At 69.3% G+C, this 17,958-nt stretch carries 19 protein-coding genes, 5 tRNA genes and 1 pseudogene; 17 read left to right on the forward strand and 8 right to left on the reverse strand.

Features of this window, described 5'->3' with window-relative positions; genetic code table 11:
• Window position 1 precedes the first annotated feature (1 nt).
• The 4 genes from thrS to ELY19_RS20675 all read right to left on the reverse strand — a co-directional run bounded on the left by thrS (window position 2) and on the right by ELY19_RS20675 (window position 3,812).
• Window positions 2-1,999, reverse strand: a complete 1,998-nt coding sequence (thrS, locus tag ELY19_RS20660; protein ID WP_416222728.1) for a threonine--tRNA ligase — start codon at window positions 1,997-1,999, stop codon at window positions 2-4.
• A gap of 149 nt (window positions 2,000-2,148) precedes the next feature.
• Window positions 2,149-2,661 carry a (2Fe-2S)-binding protein gene (locus tag ELY19_RS20665; RefSeq protein ID WP_164711666.1) on the reverse strand — a complete coding sequence of 171 codons (513 nt, stop codon included), beginning with the start codon at window positions 2,659-2,661 and terminating at the stop codon, window positions 2,149-2,151.
• Window positions 2,658-3,080 (reverse strand): TIGR02611 family protein, encoded by a 423-nt coding sequence (locus ELY19_RS20670; RefSeq protein ID WP_126198162.1) that lies wholly within the window; start codon window positions 3,078-3,080, stop codon window positions 2,658-2,660. Before ELY19_RS20670 ends, ELY19_RS20665 begins: the two co-directional genes overlap by 4 nt.
• Window positions 3,081-3,098: 18 nt before the next feature.
• Window positions 3,099-3,812, reverse strand: a complete 714-nt coding sequence (locus tag ELY19_RS20675) for a hypothetical protein (RefSeq protein WP_126198163.1) — start codon at window positions 3,810-3,812, stop codon at window positions 3,099-3,101.
• Between the two features lie 135 nt (window positions 3,813-3,947).
• Here ELY19_RS20675 and ELY19_RS20680 point away from each other — a divergent pair, with 135 nt between their 5' ends.
• From ELY19_RS20680 to ELY19_RS20690, 3 genes are all read left to right on the forward strand, one after another.
• On the forward strand, window positions 3,948-5,045 hold the full coding sequence (locus ELY19_RS20680; protein WP_126194392.1) for an IS630 family transposase: 1,098 nt from the start codon (window positions 3,948-3,950) through the stop codon (window positions 5,043-5,045).
• 355 nt (window positions 5,046-5,400) lie between these two features.
• A complete protein-coding gene (locus tag ELY19_RS20685) occupies window positions 5,401-6,801 on the forward strand; it encodes a RodZ family helix-turn-helix domain-containing protein (protein ID WP_126198164.1) in 1,401 nt (466 codons plus the stop codon).
• A 68-nt stretch (window positions 6,802-6,869) separates the two neighbouring features.
• A complete protein-coding gene (locus tag ELY19_RS20690) occupies window positions 6,870-7,211 on the forward strand; it encodes a DUF1801 domain-containing protein (RefSeq protein WP_126198165.1) in 342 nt (113 codons plus the stop codon).
• A 12-nt stretch (window positions 7,212-7,223) separates the two neighbouring features.
• Here the strand turns inward: ELY19_RS20690 and ELY19_RS20695 are convergent, their stop codons facing one another.
• A complete protein-coding gene (locus ELY19_RS20695) occupies window positions 7,224-7,661 on the reverse strand; it encodes a VOC family protein (protein ID WP_126198166.1) in 438 nt (145 codons plus the stop codon).
• A gap of 56 nt (window positions 7,662-7,717) precedes the next feature.
• Here ELY19_RS20695 and ELY19_RS20700 point away from each other — a divergent pair, with 56 nt between their 5' ends.
• Both ELY19_RS20700 and ELY19_RS23660 read left to right on the forward strand, forming a co-directional pair.
• Window positions 7,718-8,257, forward strand: coding sequence for an isochorismatase family protein (locus ELY19_RS20700; RefSeq protein ID WP_126198167.1), 540 nt, complete (start codon window positions 7,718-7,720; stop codon window positions 8,255-8,257).
• Between the two features lie 25 nt (window positions 8,258-8,282).
• Window positions 8,283-9,065 carry a hypothetical protein gene (locus ELY19_RS23660; protein ID WP_197715944.1) on the forward strand — a complete coding sequence of 261 codons (783 nt, stop codon included), beginning with the start codon at window positions 8,283-8,285 and terminating at the stop codon, window positions 9,063-9,065.
• A gap of 168 nt (window positions 9,066-9,233) precedes the next feature.
• Here the strand turns inward: ELY19_RS23660 and ELY19_RS20710 are convergent.
• A tRNA-Val gene (locus ELY19_RS20710) sits at window positions 9,234-9,305 on the reverse strand.
• 259 nt (window positions 9,306-9,564) lie between these two features.
• Between ELY19_RS20710 and ELY19_RS20715 the strand changes: the two genes are divergently transcribed.
• The 3 genes from ELY19_RS20715 to ELY19_RS20725 all read left to right on the forward strand — a co-directional run bounded on the left by ELY19_RS20715 (window position 9,565) and on the right by ELY19_RS20725 (window position 9,852).
• A tRNA-Gly gene (locus ELY19_RS20715) sits at window positions 9,565-9,637 on the forward strand.
• Window positions 9,638-9,654: 17 nt separating this feature from the next.
• Window positions 9,655-9,728, forward strand: a tRNA-Cys gene (locus ELY19_RS20720).
• Window positions 9,729-9,777: 49 nt separating this feature from the next.
• Window positions 9,778-9,852: transfer RNA gene (locus ELY19_RS20725), tRNA-Val, on the forward strand.
• Window positions 9,853-9,945: 93 nt separating this feature from the next.
• Here ELY19_RS20725 and ELY19_RS20730 read toward each other — a convergent pair.
• Window positions 9,946-10,329: a VOC family protein gene (locus ELY19_RS20730; RefSeq protein WP_126198168.1), complete on the reverse strand. Its 384-nt coding sequence runs from the start codon at window positions 10,327-10,329 to the stop codon at window positions 9,946-9,948.
• Between the two features lie 254 nt (window positions 10,330-10,583).
• Here ELY19_RS20730 and ELY19_RS20735 point away from each other — a divergent pair, with 254 nt between their 5' ends.
• Entirely contained in the window at window positions 10,584-11,138 is a 555-nt protein-coding gene (locus tag ELY19_RS20735; protein ID WP_126198169.1) for a methyltransferase family protein, read from the forward strand.
• 77 nt (window positions 11,139-11,215) lie between these two features.
• Here ELY19_RS20735 and ELY19_RS20740 read toward each other — a convergent pair whose 3' ends face one another.
• Window positions 11,216-11,644 carry a hypothetical protein gene (locus ELY19_RS20740; protein ID WP_126198170.1) on the reverse strand — a complete coding sequence of 143 codons (429 nt, stop codon included), beginning with the start codon at window positions 11,642-11,644 and terminating at the stop codon, window positions 11,216-11,218.
• A 562-nt stretch (window positions 11,645-12,206) separates the two neighbouring features.
• Here ELY19_RS20740 and ELY19_RS20745 point away from each other — a divergent pair.
• From ELY19_RS20745 to ELY19_RS20780, 8 genes and pseudogenes are all read left to right on the forward strand, one after another.
• Complete coding sequence (locus ELY19_RS20745; RefSeq protein WP_126198171.1) at window positions 12,207-12,440, forward strand: hypothetical protein; 234 nt, start codon at window positions 12,207-12,209, stop codon at window positions 12,438-12,440.
• Between the two features lie 90 nt (window positions 12,441-12,530).
• Window positions 12,531-13,440, forward strand: a pseudogene (locus ELY19_RS20750) (acetoacetate decarboxylase family protein).
• A gap of 50 nt (window positions 13,441-13,490) precedes the next feature.
• Complete coding sequence (locus ELY19_RS20755; protein WP_126198965.1) at window positions 13,491-14,462, forward strand: NAD(P)H-quinone oxidoreductase; 972 nt, start codon at window positions 13,491-13,493, stop codon at window positions 14,460-14,462.
• Window positions 14,463-14,526: 64 nt separating this feature from the next.
• Window positions 14,527-14,599: transfer RNA gene (locus ELY19_RS20760), tRNA-Gly, on the forward strand.
• A 62-nt stretch (window positions 14,600-14,661) separates the two neighbouring features.
• Window positions 14,662-14,979, forward strand: a complete 318-nt coding sequence (locus ELY19_RS20765) for a DUF6412 domain-containing protein (RefSeq protein ID WP_126198172.1) — start codon at window positions 14,662-14,664, stop codon at window positions 14,977-14,979.
• Window positions 14,980-15,069: 90 nt separating this feature from the next.
• Window positions 15,070-15,948 (forward strand): membrane protein insertase YidC, encoded by an 879-nt coding sequence (gene yidC / locus ELY19_RS20770; protein WP_126198173.1) that lies wholly within the window; start codon window positions 15,070-15,072, stop codon window positions 15,946-15,948.
• Between the two features lie 24 nt (window positions 15,949-15,972).
• A complete protein-coding gene (locus tag ELY19_RS20775) occupies window positions 15,973-16,311 on the forward strand; it encodes a hypothetical protein (RefSeq protein WP_126198174.1) in 339 nt (112 codons plus the stop codon).
• Window positions 16,312-16,393: 82 nt separating this feature from the next.
• Window positions 16,394-17,956 carry an acyl-CoA carboxylase subunit beta gene (locus ELY19_RS20780; RefSeq protein ID WP_126198175.1) on the forward strand — a complete coding sequence of 521 codons (1,563 nt, stop codon included), beginning with the start codon at window positions 16,394-16,396 and terminating at the stop codon, window positions 17,954-17,956.
• The last annotated feature ends 2 nt before the right edge of the window (window positions 17,957-17,958 follow it).

The following is a 17,958-nucleotide window of genomic DNA, read 5'->3' on the forward strand; positions in this document are numbered from 1 at the left end:
GTCAGGCCGTCCCGACGGCGCTCTCCGCCGGGCCCAGCAGTTCGGCCGTCGGGGACTCGTTGCGGCGTGCGTGGACCCAGTCGACGATCCGCTGCACGGCGTCGTCGACGGGCACCTGATTGACCTGCGTCCCGTCGCGGAAGCGGAAGCTCACCGCGCCGGCATCCCGGTCGTGCTCACCCGCGAGCAGCATGAACGGAACCTTCTGCGTGGTGTGGTTGCGGATCTTCTTCTGCATCCGGTCGTCGCTGTGGTCGACCTCCGCGCGGATCCCGTGCTTGCGGAGCGCGCGGATCACGGTCTCGAGGTGGTCGCCGAACTGGTCCGCGACGGGGATGCCGACGACCTGCTGGGGGGCCAGCCACGCGGGGAAGGCGCCCGCGTAGTGCTCGGTGAGCACACCGAAGAAGCGCTCGATCGAGCCGAACAGGGCGCGGTGAATCATCACCGGGCGCTGCTTGCTGCCGTCGGGCGCGGTGTATTCGAGCTCGAACCGCTCGGGCAGGTTGAAGTCCAGCTGGATGGTCGACATCTGCCAGGTCCGGCCGAGCGCGTCCTTGGCCTGCACGGAGATCTTGGGGCCGTAGAACGCGGCGCCACCCGGATCGGGCACGAGGTCGAGCCCCGAGGCCTCGGCCACCTGCTGGAGGGTCTTGGTGGCTTCCTCCCACACGTCGTCGGAGCCGACGTACTTCTCCGGGTCCTTGGTGGACAGCTCCAGGTAGAAGTCGTCGAGGCCGTAGTCCTTGAGCAGCGAGAGCACGAACTCCAGGGTCGTGGTCAGCTCCTCGTGCATCTGCTCCTTGGTGCAGTAGATGTGGGCGTCGTCCTGCGTCATGCCGCGCACGCGGGTCAGGCCGTGGATCACGCCGGACTTCTCGTACCGGTATACGGAGCCGAATTCGAACAGCCGCAGGGGCAGCTCACGGTACGAGCGGCCGCGGGCGTCGAAGATCAGGTTGTGCATAGGGCAGTTCATCGGCTTGACGTAGTAGTCCTGGCCGGGCTTGGTCACGTTGCCCTCGTCGTCGTACTCGGCGTCGAGGTGCATGGCCGGGAACATGCCGTCCTTGTACCAATCGAGGTGGCCCGAGACCTCGTAGAGCGTGCTCTTGGTGAGGTGCGGGGTGTTGACGAAGTCGTACCCGGCGTCGATGTGCCGCTGCCGCGAGTACTCCTCGAGCTCCTTGCGGATGATACCGCCCTTGGGGTGGAAGACGGGCAGGCCGGAGCCCAGCTCGTCCGGGAAGCTGAAGAGGTCCAGTTCGGCGCCGAGCTTGCGGTGGTCGCGCTTCTCCGCCTCGGCGAGCAGCTCGAGGTACTCGTCCATCGCCTCGGGCGACTCCCAGGCGGTGCCGTACACGCGCTGCAGGTCCGCGTTGTTCTGGTCACCGCGCCAGTAGGCCGCGGAGCTGCGAGTGAGCTTCACCGCGGGGATGTACTTGGTCGTCGGCACGTGCGGGCCGCGGCACAGGTCACCCCAGATCCGCTCACCGGTGCGGGGATTGAGGTTGTCGTAGGCGGTGAGTTCGCCGCCGCCGACCTCCATGACCTCGCTGTCCTCGGCCGCGCCCTTGTCGTCGATCAGCTCGAGCTTGTACGGCTCGTTCGCCAGCTCGGCCCGGGCCGCGTCCTTGGACTCGTAGACGCGCCGGCTGAACCGCTGCCCCGACTTGATGATCTGCTTCATCTTCTTCTCGAGGGCCTTCAGGTCCTCGGGCGTGAAGGGCTCGGCGACGTCGAAGTCGTAGTAGAAGCCGTCCTTGATGGGCGGGCCGATGCCCAGCTTGGTGCCGGGGAACCCGTCCTGCACCGCCTGCGCGAGGACGTGGGCCGCCGAGTGACGGATCACGCTGCGTCCGTCCTCCGTGTTCGCCGCGACGGCCTCGACCTCGGTGTCGGTCTCCGGAACCCAGCTCAGGTCCTTGAGGGTGCCGTCGGCGGTCTTGACGACGACCACGGCTTCGGGGCCCTTGTTGGGAAGATCCAGCTCGCGCATGGCGGCCCCGGCGGCGATTCCGGCCGGGACGACGAAGGTGGTGCTCACAGTGCTCCTAGTCATGTAGCGGGCGGCATACCTGGCCGCACGCGGTTGTCAGTGCTCCGATCCTATCGGTCAGCGCGCGCGAGACGCGCCCGAGGCGAGGCTCAGGCGAGCCGCGCGCGTCGCTCCTCCGGGGTCTGCCGGGGGCAGCTGAGGCACTTCGTCATGCCGGGGCACAGGTAGAGCAGGCAGCACGAGCCCCGCCGGACGACGGTGCCCCGTCCGGTCACCTCCTCGAACCGAGCCGGCGGGGCCTCGGGCGCGCAGGCACGCAGCAGGTCGTCGGCGGTCGACCGCGGATCCGCCGTGTCGAGAGCCGCGGCGGCCACCGAGTCGGTACCGATGGCCCACAACGCGCGGTGGGACGCACCGGACTCGGATGCGACCGCCGGGATCAGGCTGCGGTAGGCGCGGGCGAGGTCGCCACCGGGATCGCCCGACGGTGCCGCCTCCCCCACCTCCGGCCACCCACCGGGGCCGGTGCGGATCGCGGCGGAGCCGGCGTCCCCTCCGGCGACGGCGCGGCGCGCGAGCGCTGCCGACAGCGCGTACCAGTACAGGACCCCGGCGACGCGGTCGTCGGGTGCGCCGATCCCGCGCCTCAGATCGGTGATCACCCGAAGACGGGACTGGCGAGCCAGGGCCAGTCGATCCCGAACCGCCCGCCGATCATCGCGGCCGCGCCCAGCAGCCAGACGGTGGCCAGGACGATCAGGCAGGTGCCGAGCGCGAAGGCACCCTTCACGAGAATGTTCTGCCGGGAGAGCCAGGCCGCGAAGCGGTCGTAGCGTTCCCGGGCGAAGCGCAGAAGCCGGTGCGCCCACTCGAATTCGGTGGCGAGGATGCCGAGACCGGCGAACACGATGAGCCACCCTGGTCCCGGGTACGGGATCGCGATGATGCCGGCGACGAGCACGATGCCGCCGATGACGCCCACGCACACGCGCCAGGCGAGCGCGCCGTGCCGCGACGCCTTGATCCGCGCGCGCCACGCCCGCGGACCGGTCCTCGGCGACTCCTTCTGCTGGTCATACATGGTTCCACGGTACCGACGTCAGCCGGCGACCTCCTCGAGCAGCGGGAGCGCGACGGCGTCGGCGAGCACGGGCGCCGCCGCCTGCAACTCGGCGTCGAGGAGTTGCACCGCGACGCTGAACGCCTTCGCGACCGTGCCGGCGTCACGGGATCCGGTCTCCGTGGCGCGGATTCGGTCGCGGTCGGCGGGCTCGAGGTATCCGGGCGGCGCGCCGGTGCGGGCTCCGGCAAGGACGATCAGAGCGGACCGGAGGTCGTCGAGTGCGAGCGACGCGGCACGACCGTCGCCCCGATGCAGCGCCGCGCGCGTGCGTATCGCCGCGAGCCAGGCGGGCCCGACGGCATCCGGCAGGCCGGCGCCCCCGGCGTCCTGCGGCGCGACCGGACCGAAAACCTGCTGGAACGGCTCTCCCGGCCGTGGTCCGAACCGGGACGCGGGCACGATCGCGATCCGCGCCGTGAGCAGGTCCGGGAACAGGTACACGGTCCCGAAGGGATCAACCGTGTGATGGAGCGCGCCGAACTCGCGGTACATCTTCTCGGTCCATCGGACCGGCAGGTCCGCGGTCCCGGAATCCGGTGCGGCGGCGAGCATCAACTCGATCCCGGCCACCGCATCCAGCGCGCCGGTCGCCGCGGCGCCGACGATCGCCCCCGCCGTCACGCCGTCGGTCTTCTCCGCGGCGGCGATGAGGCGATTGCCGACCTCCTGGCGTTGCATCGCAGTGAACACGCTGTTCACGATAACGGGTCATGCGCACGAGCGGGCCGACGACAGCGGGCCTCGCACATCCGCTTGTGTAAAGCTGCATTTTAGTGGCGCGTGTCGTTAATCATTGAACAGTTTGGTGCCTGCGAGAATTGAGGCATGGCGAATCATCCTGCTCCGGCGTTGACGCTGCGCGATGGTGATCGGGAGGTGCTGGAGTCGTGGACCCGGTCCGCTTCGGTGCGGGCGTCCGCGGCCAAGCGGGCGCGGATCGTGTTGCTGGCCGCTGATGGTGAGTCGAATCAGCGGATCGCTGAGTTGGTCGATGCGAGCCGGACGACGGTGATCGCGTGGCGGGATCGGTATCTCGAGCGTGGCCTGGAGGGCCTGTCCGATCGGGTTCGGCCAGGCCGGCCGCGGGAGCTCGATCAGGATGCGATCATCGTCGCAACGCTCACGCCGCCGCCGAAAAGCCTTGGGGTGACGCATTGGTCGACGAGGCTGCTCGCCGCCCGGATCAAGGTGTCGCCGGCCGCGGTGGCGCGGGCGTGGCGCGCGTACGGGATCAAACCGTTCAAGGCCGAATCGTTCCGGTTCTCCACCGACCCCGAGCTGGTCGGCAAGGTCACCGACATCTGCGGCCTGTACTTGAACCCGCCTCAGAACGCGATCGTGCTGTGCGTGGATGAGAAGTCGCAGATCCAAGCCCTGGATCGGACGGTGCCGATCCTGCCGACCCAGCCCGGGAAGGTCGAACGCCGCTCCCATGACTACTACCGGCACGGCACCACCACCTTGTTCGCCGCCCTCGACATCGCGACCGGCAAGGTCACCGCCGCCCTCAAACCCAAGCACCGGCACCAGGAGTTCCTGGCGTTCCTGCGTCAGATCGAGCGGGCCTACCGCGACGTGCTCGACTCCGACGGCAACCCGGTCGAGCTGCACCTGGTGATGGACAACTACGCAGCTCACAAGCATGCGAACGTCAAGGCCTGGCTCGCCAAGCATCCCCGGATCGTCGTGCACTTCACCCCGACACACGCCTCCTGGATGAATCTCGTCGAGGCCTGGTTCGGGATCGTCGAACGACAGGCCATCCGGCGCGGCGTGTTCACCTCCGTCCAGGACCTCAACGCCAAGATCCGGGCGTTCATCGACGGCTGGAACCCGAGAGCACAGCCGTTCGTCTGGACCAAGACCGCCGAGCAGATCCTCGAGAAGGCGAACCGTCCAACAACTTCAAACCCGCGCCATTAGAATCCCTGAACAGCAATTTCCATTGCTTGCGATCGCCATTTCCGACACCGCGAAACGATAACGAATACACCGATTGCGCGGCCGCATCGAATCGCAAATAGGTGGAACGGGTTCTGTTAGAACTCAGAGGATTTCGCTACTGCGCGGTAGCTCGAATCGCTTTGAGTGAATCGATTCGAAACCTATTGGGAAACCGTGGAAATACTGATAACTTCAGAACTCCCAGGAGATGCACAGGCGCCGCTTCAGGCACTCATACCGAGCGCAGACGCCTCAGCCTTCTGCTGGGTCCACATCCCTCTTACCCGGCGCCCTCGACCGAGCCCGCCGAACCTTCATGAACCGGAGGTCCTCCATGTCCCCTACCTCGCCCAAGCATGCCCGGAAGACGGTGCGCCGCAGCGCTGTTGCCGCCACCGCGGTCGCGGCGGCCGCGACGCTGACCGTCGCCACCCCGGCGACCGCGAACGCAGCACCGACCGGTAACCCGCAGATCGACGCGATCCTCTCCGCCGCCCCGCTCCTCCCCGGCGGCATTCCGATCGCCGTCATCCCCCAGGTGGCGCCCATCGTCAACCAGGGCGTCGCCGCGTGGAACCAGATCCCCGTGATCAGCGGCCTCATTCCGGTTTCCAACACCACGGCGCCGATCCTCGGAGCCACACCTCTCGCACCCGGATGGTTGGGGCTGGGCGTCAGTGACACGTTCGCCGTGGGTGCGCCGTTGGGCCTCGGCGGCTTGTCCAGCACTACCTACGGCCTCGTCGGCGTGGCGCCCGGTGGCGGCACCGGCAGCATCGGCGGCAACGTCACCACCATCAACGGCCCGCTGGGCAGCGCGCTGGGCCTGAACACCTCGCTCAGTGCCATCACGGCGGGCGGCCTCACCACCTGGACGCCGTCCCTCGGGCTCAACGCCACGGCGCCCCTGGGCCTCGGCAGCGCGACGGCGACCATCGTGCCGGTGAAGGTGACCTACGGCGCCAACACCTTCATCGTGGGTCTCCCCGCCATCAACCTGGGCCTCACCACTCCCCTGGGCGGCGGCAACCTCGTTCTGAACCTCGGCAGCATCGGTTTCCAGAACGGCCAGCTCGTCCTCGTCACCCCGAGCATCTCCGGCGCGATCACCACGCCGCTCGGCGGCGGCAACGTCGGCGTGACGCCCGGGACGATCACCGTCGGAACCGGCGGCCTCACCGTCGACGCTCCGGACCTGACGGCCGGCGTGAACGTCGGCAACGTGGTCACCGCGGGGCTCAACGTCAACGGTGGCGGTGGCAGCGTCACGCCCACGGGCGTCTCCGTCACCGGGCCGTCCGGGACCGGTACGGTCTCCACCCCGGTCGGCGGCGGCACCGTCTCGGCCAGCACGGGCAGCGCCTCCGCGGGCTCGAACGGCGTCTCGGTGACCGGCCCCGCCGCGAGCGGCTCCGTCACCACCCCCGTGGCCAGTGGCGAGGCCGCCGTCTCGACGGGGTCCGCGACCGTCGCGACCAACGGCAACACCACGGTGACCGGCCCGACGGCCGAGGCCGAGGTCACCACGCCCGCGGGCAGCGCGAGCGGCCACGTGGAGACCGGCAGCGCATCGGTCAGCCCGAGCACCGGCTCGGCGTCGGTGACCGGCCCGTCGGGTGGTGTCGAGACGAGCACGGCCGCGGGCGACCACGGCGTCGAGGCCGACACCGGCTCGGCCACGGCGAGCTCCAGCGGGGTCAGCGTCACCGATACCCCCTCGGTGGACGTGCACTGATACCGGATGACGACCGCACGGCGGCCGGGACGACCGCGTCCCGGCCGCCGTCGGCGTACCTTTCGACCATGAGTACCGACTGGCGAGAGCGCACCGTCGAGCAGATCCGCAGCCTGATCCTCGAGGCCGAGCCGGACACCGTCGAGGAGGTGAAGTGGCGCAAGCCCTCCAACCCCGATGGCGTGCCGGCGTTCTCGCTCGGCGGCTTGCTGTGCACCGTGGAGACCTACAAGGACAAGGTCAAGGTGACCTTCGCCAGGGGCGCCGCGATCGGCGATCCCGAGGGCCTGTTCAACGCGAGCCTCACCGCCGGTACCCGGCGCGCCATCGACATCACGCAGTCCGACGTGCTCGACGAGGCCGCCTTCCGCGAGATGATCACTCGCGCGGCGGCGCTGAATCGGGCCTGACGAGCCGGGGCGTTACGGCTTCCTGATCTCCTCGGCGAGCATCACGAGGATCCCGCTCGGGCCGCGGACGTAGGTGAGTTTGTAGACGTCCTCGTAGACGCCCACGCCGCGGAGCGGGTGGCAGCCGTGCTTCGCCGCGATCGCCAGCGCCGCATCGAGGTCGTCGACGGAGAAGGCGACCCGGTGCATCCCGATCTCATTGGGCAGCGTGGGTTCGGTCTCGATCGCCTCGGGGTGGATGTACTCGAAGAGTTCGATGCGCCCCTGTCCGCCGGGGGTCTCCAGCATCGCGATCTTCGCGTGGTTGCCGTCGAGCCCGACTGCCGTGTCCGTCCACTCGCCGCTGACGGTCTGCCGGCCGATCACGGTGAGGCCGAGGTCCGTGAAGAACGCGATGGTCGCCTCCAGATCCCGCACCGCGATCCCGACGTTCTCGAGTTTGATCGCCATGCAGCTCAGGCTATCGATTCGAGCGGCTGCCCGCTGCTGCATGGCAAGCTCACGAGATGGATCCCGTGCACCGGCTCCGTGCATCGCGCACCGCTCTCGTCGTCGTGGACGTCCAGGGTTCCTTCCCGACGATCGCCCATGACGCGGACGACGTCCTCGTCCGGCTTCGCGCACTCCTCGATCGCGCACGGACTGCTGCCGCGCCGGTGGTGTTCACACGGCAACGATTCGCCGATCGCATCCCCGGGATCGTCCCGACCATCGGGCCGACGAGTGGAGACACGGTCGTGTTCAAGGATTCACCCGACGCGTTCGACGGAACGGACCTCTCCGAGGTTCTCGCCGCCGTGTCGCGCATCGCGATCGCCGGCTTCGCGACGGAGGCGTGCATCGACTCGACGGCGCGAGCTGCGCTGTCGCGCGGCTTCGACGTGCTCCTCCTCTCCGACTGCCACACCACGACGAACGACCGCGGCAAGGATCCGGTCCCGGCGCCGGAGGTCATCGCGCATTACAACGCCACCTTCGCCCGCCTCGAGTACCCCGGGCGTTCGATCATCGTCGCGCCCTCTCGCCGGGTCGCATTCGTCCCTTGAGCGCCTGTTGCGGCGAAATGCGCCGATGACCAGAGCCGACGCCGCGTCGTCCTCCGACGGCCCCATGCCGGGTCCTGCGAAGCGAGGCCCGGCTGCGGCGCGACCGGAACCGATGCGCTTGCTACGATCGGGCCAGAGCTGCACGCACAGCCTCCCGAGCTGCCACGGCGCCCGCGTCGCCACCGGCAGTGTTGAGGGCAAGGTCCACTGGATCTGTGCGGTCAACGTCCTACGCCCTTCCAGCGACGGTGAACGCGGGCAATTCCGTCACGCTCGGATGGTGAACAGGGTGACCTCGAATTCCGCACTCAAGCGTGCCGCCAGGGACTACAGCCGACAGCACGGCGTCAGTTACCGCGATGCGATACGGGTCGTCGACAGGCGGACCGACGACCGCTTCCACTACCTCGCCACTCGTGTCCTCATCAAAGCGATCGAAGGATGCGGAATCCGGCACTGGGCGGGGGTCGAGGCGTGGGACGGCTGGTCGCACGCGACCATCACCGATCTCGGCGGGGAATCCTTCGATCTCGACCACGGCACCATCGCGCCCGCTCTCGCCGCGTACCTCCGCGAGAACCCCGAGAGCGATGCCTGCGAGATCGACGGCTACCTGGCCGACGAATTCGTGCAGTCAGGACTGTTCGGATTGATCATCTACCGCAGCGAGGCCACGCACCGACCGCGGACCATCCACGTCAACCGCCACGAACCGTGCGGACGTCTCACCGACGCTCTGCCGCCGACATCAGCAAGCCCGTCCACGTGGAGCCGGGAACACGCCTCCGGCGTGCCGCCTACGTCGTGACCATCACACCGACGACCTCCAGAGTGTCGGTGCGGTGATACCCGGCATTCCGACATCAATCTGCGCCCGCCGCCACCGAACGAACCGGAGCCGGACGGGGTCGGCGCGGGCCCGCTATGAGGCGACCGACCAAACGAAAAAACCGCCTGTCACCAGGCGGTTTCTCGGTGGTCCTAGCTGGGATCGAACCAGCGACCTTCCCCGTGTGAAGGGGACGCTCTCCCACTGAGCCATAGGACCGAAGTCGCGCCCGCCTCCGTGGTACCAGGGAGGCGAACGAGAGAGAACACTAACACGACGGCTGAGTGAAACGGTAATCGGGTATCCGACCAGCGGATACAGTTCCGACCAGTGAGCCGACGAGGCAGCGGGGTGCGCCCCACCACGCCGACTGCGCACGAAACATGGAGTGACCTGGCGATTTGGCAGAGCGCTCGATGTTCACGTAGTGTTCTCTCTCGCACCGGAAAGGCGCTCTGAGCGCCGGTCCGGGACGAATGCGGATGTAGCGCAGTTGGTAGCGCATCACCTTGCCAAGGTGAGGGTCGCGGGTTCGAATCCCGTCATCCGCTCGAAGTGGGCTTACCGTGGCGGTGTGGCCGAGTGGTGAGGCAACGGCCTGCAAAGCCGTGCACACGGGTTCGATTCCCGTCGCCGCCTCCAACACGCTCAGCCACTCCGCAACGGAGCGGCTGAGCGCCACTTCACGTAAGCGCGATTAGCTCAGTGGGAGAGCGCTTCCCTGACACGGAAGAGGTCACTGGTTCAATCCCAGTATCGCGCACCACCGAAGGAACCCCCTGGATGCCAGGGGGTTCCTTCGTATCTGCAGCCGGGCGGCCTGGACGAGGAGCGCACTCGATTCCGCGAGCCGCGGCAGCTAGGTCGTGTCGCCGCTGATGATCCACAGGTGTCCGAACGGATCCCGCAACCGACCCTGGCGCTTGCCGTACCCCCGATCGTCGACGGGGATCACGACCTCCGCCCCCAGCGTCGCCATGCGATCGGCGAGCGCATCCGGGTCGGCGACCTCGACGGTGATCAGAACCGGGCTGCCGCCCACGGCGGGAGGATCGTTCCACCCCCAGTCGGTCACGGCCTGCCCCAGCGCGAACGTGCTCGCGCCGACGGCGAGTTCCACATGATTGACGATGCCGTCGTCCTCGGCGCGGATGGTGACGGAGGCCCCCAGACTTCGCACGTAGAAGTCGGCCGCCGCGTCGGGGTCGGAGACGATCAGTTTCGGGGAGATGTGCGGTGTCATGCGTCCAGGCTTGCCCACGCCCCGCTCCGGCGTCTTGGAGATTTCCGCACGACAGCGGCGCCCGCGAGCCCGACGTCGGGCGTCCCCCGTTCGATGGATGCCCCGGGAACGGATGGTCGCTAGCGTCGGCGTCGAGGAACGCGCTGTGACTGCTACGCGAGGAGGAGGCATCGGCGGTGTGCAATTACCACGACACTCGAGAGTCCGACCGGGGCACGGGGCCCGCGAGAGCGATGCGGGCGGTGAGGTGAACAGTGATACCGGTCGACCTTCTCGTCGCGGTGTGGCTGATCGTCGAGGTGACCGTCCGCGCGCTGCACTGGAACCGGGGCCGTACGGTCCGCGTCGAATGGCGCAGCGTGGCACTGCTGTGCGCGGCCGCCGCGATCGCCTGGGTGGTGTCGATCTCCACGATCGCGTGGCTGCCGCAGACCACCGTGCCCGGGTCCGCGCTCATCGGCGAAGTGATCGCGGCCGCGGGTATCTGCCTGCGGGTGTGGGCCGTCCACACCCTTGGCCGGTACTTCCACATCGTCGTCCATGTCCGTGACGATCATCGGGTGGTGCGAACCGGCCCGTACCGGCGGCTCGCGCACCCCGCCTACGCCGGCTTCCTCCTGATCGTTTTCGGACTCACGCTCGCCGCACGAGAGAGCAACCTCGCCACCGCCGTCGTCGTCACCGCGATCCTGGCGGCGGTCGTCGTCTACAGGATCCGCATCGAGGAGCGCGCTCTGGGCGAACAACTCGGCGACGAATACCGCGCGTTCGTGGAATCGCGAGCACGCGTCGTCCCTCACGTGTGGTGATCTCCGCGTCCGAAGCCACCCTGGCCCGCGAGCCGAACTTCACTCGAGCGTCTTCGGGAATCCGGGTGGCCCCAGCTCTACTGACTGATCGGCAGGCCGTGGCACGGACACCGCGGCAACAGATCCTGGGTGGAAGCGGGGGACGTCTCGGCCATGGAGTCGGCCCGCGCCCTCCCGGAGTCCCCCTCCTCGGGTTCGCGATCCAGCCCGGTCTCGGGCGCCGCCTCCTGCTCGGTCCCGGCCTGCTCCGTGTGGTCGTCCGCAACGGCCGCCGCGGCGCCCGAGGTCGTCGCCACGTCGGATCCGGCCTTCCCCGCATTCGTAGCCGCAGAATCCGCCGTCGCCCTCGATCGTCGCGGCGAGCGCCAACCCGCGAGCACGTGCGCCACGTAGAGCGGCACTCCCACCAGGCCGGCAACGACCCCCAGCGCGCAGAGTCCGAGCGTGACCTCTATCGGAATCGCATCGACGAAGCCGGTGGCGATCGCCACGAGGATCAGCGTCACGCACGCCGCGTTCCAGGCCAGAGCACGGTCGGTAGCGGACGATGAACTTCGGTTCGACACAAGCACCCCCACCAGTCGCGCACTACACATTGGGCCGCGCTGCTCCAGCCCTCGGGACGAACGTGCGGTCTTCGACTCCCCGCGACCGGTCGGCCGCGTCGCACGCCACCATCGTAGCCGGTCAGACCGGTTATCGCCCCGACCATGACCGCGAACCAGCACGAAATCGCAAGCACTCCAACGTTCGTCGTCGCGACGACCAACTCGCCCAGGCCCGCGGCGACGAGCCGATGCGCGTACACCGCGAGCGCATCGGGGCACGTCGCAGCTGAATACGAAACCCGACGAACACCTCCCCACCTCCCGCGCCCGGGCATGCAACCCCGGGCAACCCTCGGCAACCCCCGGAAAACTCCTCTTCCACCGCGGTCGCACGTGAATATTCAGCACCAGCCACCAGTACAACGAAAACGGCTGAGGGAGAATGCAAATGCGAACACCGGACCAAAGCGGTCAAACGGCGCGAGCCGCCCGGAACCCGCGCCGCGCACGCAACGGCTCCGTGACCGCACCGAAGTGGGACGCCTGGGCCAGGCCCGCCGGGTTCCCGAGCATTCACGCTGCACTGATCTGGTCGGCGCGCCACTCGGCCGGAACCACGGATCCAATCCGGCTCCTCGCAGCCAGGCTCGGCGTGCCGTATCGCGTCCTGCTCTCCGCGGACGTGGTCCAGCGATTCCTGCACTCCAGTGCGCTCACCGACGCCCGACGCAACCTCGGACTCCCGAGGAAGTAGCGGATCCGCACCCGTGTTGACACTGCTTACATCACCTCGTACGCTCGCATGTAAGCACTGCACACATCAGCGAGGCGAGGAGCCGTCACCATGGCCACAACCGCGATCGAGACCGTCGAGGTCGACCTCGGCGGGCGTACCGTCACCGTCCCCAGGGGCGGGCTCTACGACCGGTTCCGGATGGATACCCCGCTGGACGAGGTCGCCGCCGACCCGCGCGTGCCCGGCGTCGACTTCTTCCGGACGCTACCGAAGACCCAGGTCGACTCCCCCGTCGGCCCGACACGCACGCCGAACTTCTACTACGCCATGTCCTCGGCACGGCTGACGATGCTCGCGCCCACGCGCGCCATCCGCCGCCGGCTCCCCGAGGAACTGACACCGCTGGAGGTCGCGCCCGGCCTGGGCCTCGCATCGGTGATGTTCTTCCGCTACGACGTCTGCGACATCGACTTCTACACCGAGGCCGCCGTCGGCGTCGCGGTCCGGCCGGCGCGCCACGGCGGTCCGGGCATCGCCGACCTCGTCTCCGCCCTCGGCGGCGACCACCTCCACTCCTACGTCCTGTCCCTCCCCGTCAACACCGAGATCGCGCAGGTCCGCGGCCACGACGGCTACGGCTTCCCGAAATGGGTCACCGACCTGGACGTCGAGATCACGGCGGAACGTGCGACTGCCCGGGTGGCCAACGCCGACGGTGCCGTCGACGTCGCCTTCTCCGCCCGCACGCCGCGGCAGCAGGCGCACGCCGGCGGAACGAAGGTCTCCACCCTCACCTCGTACACCCGGCGAGACGGTGCGTGGTTCTCCACGCTCAACCAGACCAACCTACTCGCGACCGGGACCGCCCTGTTCCCCCCGCGGATTCGACCTCACGCTCGGCGACGGACGCATGTCGGACGACCTCCGTTCACTCAAGCCGGTCCGCACCGTCGCGCTGGACGTGAACACTGGAGCGCAGGCCGCCCTGCACATGCCCGTCCCGTTCTCCGTCCGCTGACCACCGCTCTCCACCGAAAGGCATCCGCCATGACCTCCGTTCCCCCGTCCATGCGCGCGATCGTCGTCGACGACGAGAAGAACCTCGTCCTCGACGAGATCCCCACGCCCGTCCCCGCCGCCGGCGAGGTCCTGGTCCGCGTCGAGGCGGCCGGCATCAACCGCGCCGACCTCATGCAGCGCCAGGGCCTCTACCCGCCGCCGCCCGGCATCACCGACGTCATGGGCATGGAGGTCTCGGGCACCGTCGTCGCACTGGGCTCGGGGGTCGACGGCCCCGCCGTCGGCGACGAAGTGTGCGCCCTCATGGCCGGCGGCGGCTACGCCGAGTACGCCGTCGTCCCCGCGGCGCAACTCCTGCCCGTACCCGCCGGGGTCCCGCTCGTCGACGCGGCGGCGCTGCCGGAGGTCGCGAGCACCGTCTGGTCGACGATCGTCATGGACGCCGGGCTCAAGGCCGGCGACCTGCTGCTCGTGCACGGCGGCGGCAGCGGCATCGGCACCCACGCGATCCAGGTCGCGAAGGCGCTCGGCGCGCGGGTGGCCGTCACCGTCGGCTCGGAGGGCAAGGCGCAGCGCTGCCGCGAGCTCGGCGCCGACATCGTGATCAACTACCGCGAGCAGGACTTCGCCGCCGAGTTGGCCGGCCGGGTGGATGTGATCCTGGACATCATGGGTGGCAGTTACCTGCCCCGGAACGTCGAGGCCCTGGGCGTGGGCGGGCGGCTCGTGATCATCGGCATGCAGGGCGGGTTCACCGGCGAAGTGAACGTCGGCGCGCTCATCGGCAAGCGGGCCCGCGTCATCGGGCTCAACGTGCGCAACCGGCCCCTGACCGGCCCCGGATCGAAGGCCGAGATCGTCGCCGCGGTCACCGCCGACGAGTGGCCGCTCGTCGAACGCGGCCTCATCGCGCCGGTCGTCTCGGCGCGCCTGCCGCTCGCCGAGGCCGAGCGGGGACAGTCCCTACTCGAGTCGAAGGACTCCGTCGGCAAGGTCCTGCTCCTCCCCCGGGAATCCTGACGCCACCAGCCGATTCGCCTTCGGGCGCAACCTTCGTGTAACTTGTTGCTCGCCCGATGGGCATGCGGATGTAGCGCAGCTGGTAGCGCATCACCTTGCCAAGGTGAGGGTCGCGGGTTCGAATCCCGTCATCCGCTCAAGAAGCCTCGGCCGCGTACGCGGCCGAGGCTTCAGCCATTTCCGGCGTACTGTGGCGGCCATGACGGTCGAGCTGCTCCGGAGACTCCCGTGCTGGGGCCACGTCTCCTCGGCATGGGTCGCGGTGGTCGGCCTGGTCCTCGCCGGCGTCACGCTGCCCGACGGCGCCGCAGCCCTCGTCGGCATCGCCCTCGCCGTCGCGGTCGCGGCGATCTGCCACGTGGGCGCGGCCCGCGACGACCGCGCACCGTCGGGCCCGAGCGAACGGCGCGAACCCGACCAACGGCTCCGCGGCGCCTACCGCCGCAGTTCCATGCCCAACGGGGCCGGGCGGCCCCGTCGACCTCGAGCACCCGGCGTCGCCGCCTCCGCGGCGTAGCCCCACCTCTCCCGGCGTCCGCCGCACACGCAGATCCCATTCCCGTGCGCGCGGAACCTCGCGCGCTCCTGCCTGTGAGGTGCTTTCTTCATGCTCGATGTCGTCTACTACCCGATCTCCGCCGTCCTCTGGGCCTGGCACCGTGTGTTCGGTGCACTCCTCGGCGCCGACGACGGTACCGCCTGGGCGCTCTCCGTCCTCTTCCTCGTCTTCACCGTCCGCGCTCTCCTGCTGTGGCCCGGCATCGTGTCCGCACGCACCGGTCGCCGCCTGCAGCGATTGCGCCCCCAGCTCGACGCCCTCCGGCGCGAGCACGGGAAGGACACGCAGACGCTGGCGCGTCAGACTCAGCAGCTCCAGCGCGAGCACGGCGTCCGCCCGCTCCTCGGCTGCCTACCAGCCCTGGTCCAGATCCCCGTCTTCTTCGGCCTCTACCACGTGCTGCGCTCGTTCAACCGCACCGGAACCGGTCTCGGTCAACTCGGCCTCACCCCGGAGCAGAACGCGAGCACCGCGAACTACGTGTTCTCCGCGCACGACGTCCAATCGTTCCTGAATGCCCGCCTGTTCGGTGCTCCGATCTCCGTGTCGATGACGAGCCCCGATTCCGTGCTCGCCTCGTTCGCGCCGTTCGGCGGCGTGCCGAGCGTGGTCACGATCGCGGCGGTCGCGGTCCCGCTGATGCTCCTCGCGTGCCTGGCGACGCACGTCAACGCGCGGTTCTCCATCAGCCACCCCGTCGCCGGTGCCGCCGACGCGATGCAACCCACCCTCCTGCGCACCCTCATGCTGTGGGTGATGCCCCTGGGCAGCATCGTCGCCGGACCGGTCCTGCCGATCGCCATCCTGCTGTACTGGGTGGCGAACAACATCTGGACGTACGGGCAACAGCATCTCGTTCACCGCGTTCTCGCAAGAGAGGAATCGGCGACCATCGCGCGCAGTAGCGTGGGTTCCGACCGCGAATGATCTCGACGCGACGCTGGGAGCGACATGGCGACGACGGTGACGGACGAGCAGATTCACGACCTGGTACAGACCGCGCAGCCGTACAGCCTGCTGCTCCTGCGCTGGGGCCCGCGACGCGACCAGGAGGGCGCCGAAGCCATCGAACGCGAGCACCAGCGACGCATGGTGTCCCTGCGCGCCGACGGCGTGATCGCCATCCTGTGCCCGATCCTCGATGACGCGATGGCCGGCATGGCGGTCATGACGGTGCCCGCCGAGCGGGCCGCGGAGATCGTCGCCGACGACCCGTGCGTGCGGGCCGAGATGATGCGCAGCGAGGTGTACCCGTGCCTCAGTTTTCCCGGTGATGCGCTCCCGGGCTAGCGAGCAGACCGCCGGACCGGCGGAAATGGACGGAACCCGCCCGGCTGTCCACCGGGAAGTGACCGCCTGCTAACTTCCGACCGTGACCGAGAGCACCCCGGAACAGGCCCTCAACGACCGCGTCCGCGCCGCCTATCGGGCGGTGTCCGACGAGGCGCGCGCCGAGAAGGTGGCCAAGCAGCACGCCCGCGGCAAGATGACCGCCCGGGAGCGGGTCGCGCTGCTCGCGAGCGGCGGCTTCCACGAATTCGGAGCCCTCGCCGGGCCCGGCCCTGCACAGCAGGGCGCCGCTCCCCTCGTCGCGCCGGGTGACGGGGTGGTCACCGGGATCGGGTACATCGACGGGCGGCCGGCGGCCATCGCAGCCTTCGACTTCACGGTGCTCGGCGGCAGTAACGGCGCCACCGGCATGGCGAAACTGGATCGCTGCGCCGAACGCGCCCTGCTCGACGGGATCCCGCTCGTCATGCTCATGGACGGCGGCGGACACCGCATGCAGGAGGCATTGGACTCCCGGCTCGCCGCCCCGGGGTCGAAGCTACTGCTCCGCCTGGCCGACCTCTCCGGGCACGTGCCGCTCGTGGCGGCCATGATGGGACCCGGCTTCGGCGCGCCGGCCAACATCTCGGCGTGCTGCGACTTCGTGACGATCGTGCGCGGCATGGGCACCATCGGCATCTCCTCGGCACCGCTGGTCCAGGCCGCGACCGGCGAGACCCTCACCAACGACGAGATCGGCGGCGCCGATCTGCAGGCCGAGCGCGGCGTCGTCGACGTCGTGACCGACACCGAGGCGGAGGCGGTCGACGCGATCCGCGCCTTCCTGAGCTATCTCCCCGCCTGCGCCGCCGACGAGCCGCTCATCTCGGCCGGCCCGCACGAACCCGGCGACACCGCGGACCGCATCGACACCCTGGTCCCCGCGTCCATGCGCCGGGCCTACGACGTGGTGGACGTGATCGAGGCGATCGCGGACGTGGATACCGTCTTCGAGCTCAAACGGCTGCACGCCCCGAACATCGTCACGGCCTTCGCACGCATCGACGGCCGAGCGGTGGGCGTGGTCGCCAACCAGCCCCGCTTCCACGCGGGCGCGCTCGACGCCAACGCCTGCGAGAAGGCGGCGCACTTCATCGCGGTGTGCGACACCTTCGGGTTGCCGCTGCTGATCCTCATCGACCTGCCGGGTTTCCTCGTCGGCGCCGGCGCGGAGGAGACGAATCTGGTCCGGCGCAGTGCCCGGCTGGGCTACGAGCTGGCGGCGGCGACGGTCCCGCGCTTCGTCATCGTGACCCGCAAGGCCTACGGCGCCGCGTACATCGCGATGGGCGGCGGCCGCAGCATCGAGGCCGATCTGTCGCTCGCCTGGCCCACCGCGGAGATCTGCGCGATCCCCATCGAGAGCGCGGTCGACCTCGCCTTCCGCTCGCAGTACGAGGCGGCGCCCGACCCGGCGAAGGCCCGCGGTGACCTCATCACGCTGTTCCAGGCGAACGTCGACCCGCTGCTCGCGGCCGACGGCTTCGGCATCGACGACGTGGTCCTCCCCTCGGCGACGCGGCCCATGCTCGCGGAAGCACTCGGCCGGGTCCGCCGTCGCCCGCCCCGCGTACCGCACAAGCGGCGGTCGATCTCGCCGATCTAGAG

Source organism: Tsukamurella paurometabola (assembly GCF_900631615.1).
GTDB lineage: Bacteria > Actinomycetota > Actinomycetes > Mycobacteriales > Mycobacteriaceae > Tsukamurella > Tsukamurella paurometabola_A.

What these genes read in the sequence shown, in the direction of transcription:
- ELY19_RS20685 (WP_126198164.1), top strand. Translation starts at nt 5,401, where the DNA reads ATGTCCCCTACCTCGCCCAAGCATGCCCGGAAGACGGTGCGCCGCAGC.
- ELY19_RS20755 (WP_126198965.1), top strand. Translation starts at nt 13,491, where the DNA reads ATGCGCGCGATCGTCGTCGACGACGAGAAGAACCTCGTCCTCGACGAG.
- ELY19_RS20680 (WP_126194392.1), top strand. Translation starts at nt 3,948, where the DNA reads ATGGCGAATCATCCTGCTCCGGCGTTGACGCTGCGCGATGGTGATCGG.
- ELY19_RS20700 (WP_126198167.1), top strand. Translation starts at nt 7,718, where the DNA reads ATGGATCCCGTGCACCGGCTCCGTGCATCGCGCACCGCTCTCGTCGTC.
- ELY19_RS20690 (WP_126198165.1), top strand. Translation starts at nt 6,870, where the DNA reads ATGAGTACCGACTGGCGAGAGCGCACCGTCGAGCAGATCCGCAGCCTG.
- ELY19_RS20695 (WP_126198166.1), bottom strand. Translation starts at nt 7,661, where the DNA reads ATGGCGATCAAACTCGAGAACGTCGGGATCGCGGTGCGGGATCTGGAG.
- ELY19_RS20765 (WP_126198172.1), top strand. Translation starts at nt 14,662, where the DNA reads ATGACGGTCGAGCTGCTCCGGAGACTCCCGTGCTGGGGCCACGTCTCC.
- ELY19_RS20730 (WP_126198168.1), bottom strand. Translation starts at nt 10,329, where the DNA reads ATGACACCGCACATCTCCCCGAAACTGATCGTCTCCGACCCCGACGCG.
- ELY19_RS20775 (WP_126198174.1), top strand. Translation starts at nt 15,973, where the DNA reads ATGGCGACGACGGTGACGGACGAGCAGATTCACGACCTGGTACAGACC.
- ELY19_RS20670 (WP_126198162.1), bottom strand. Translation starts at nt 3,080, where the DNA reads ATGTATGACCAGCAGAAGGAGTCGCCGAGGACCGGTCCGCGGGCGTGG.
- thrS (WP_416222728.1), bottom strand. Translation starts at nt 1,999, where the DNA reads ATGCGCGAGCTGGATCTTCCCAACAAGGGCCCCGAAGCCGTGGTCGTC.
- ELY19_RS23660 (WP_197715944.1), top strand. Translation starts at nt 8,283, where the DNA reads ATGACCAGAGCCGACGCCGCGTCGTCCTCCGACGGCCCCATGCCGGGT.
- yidC (WP_126198173.1), top strand. Translation starts at nt 15,070, where the DNA reads ATGCTCGATGTCGTCTACTACCCGATCTCCGCCGTCCTCTGGGCCTGG.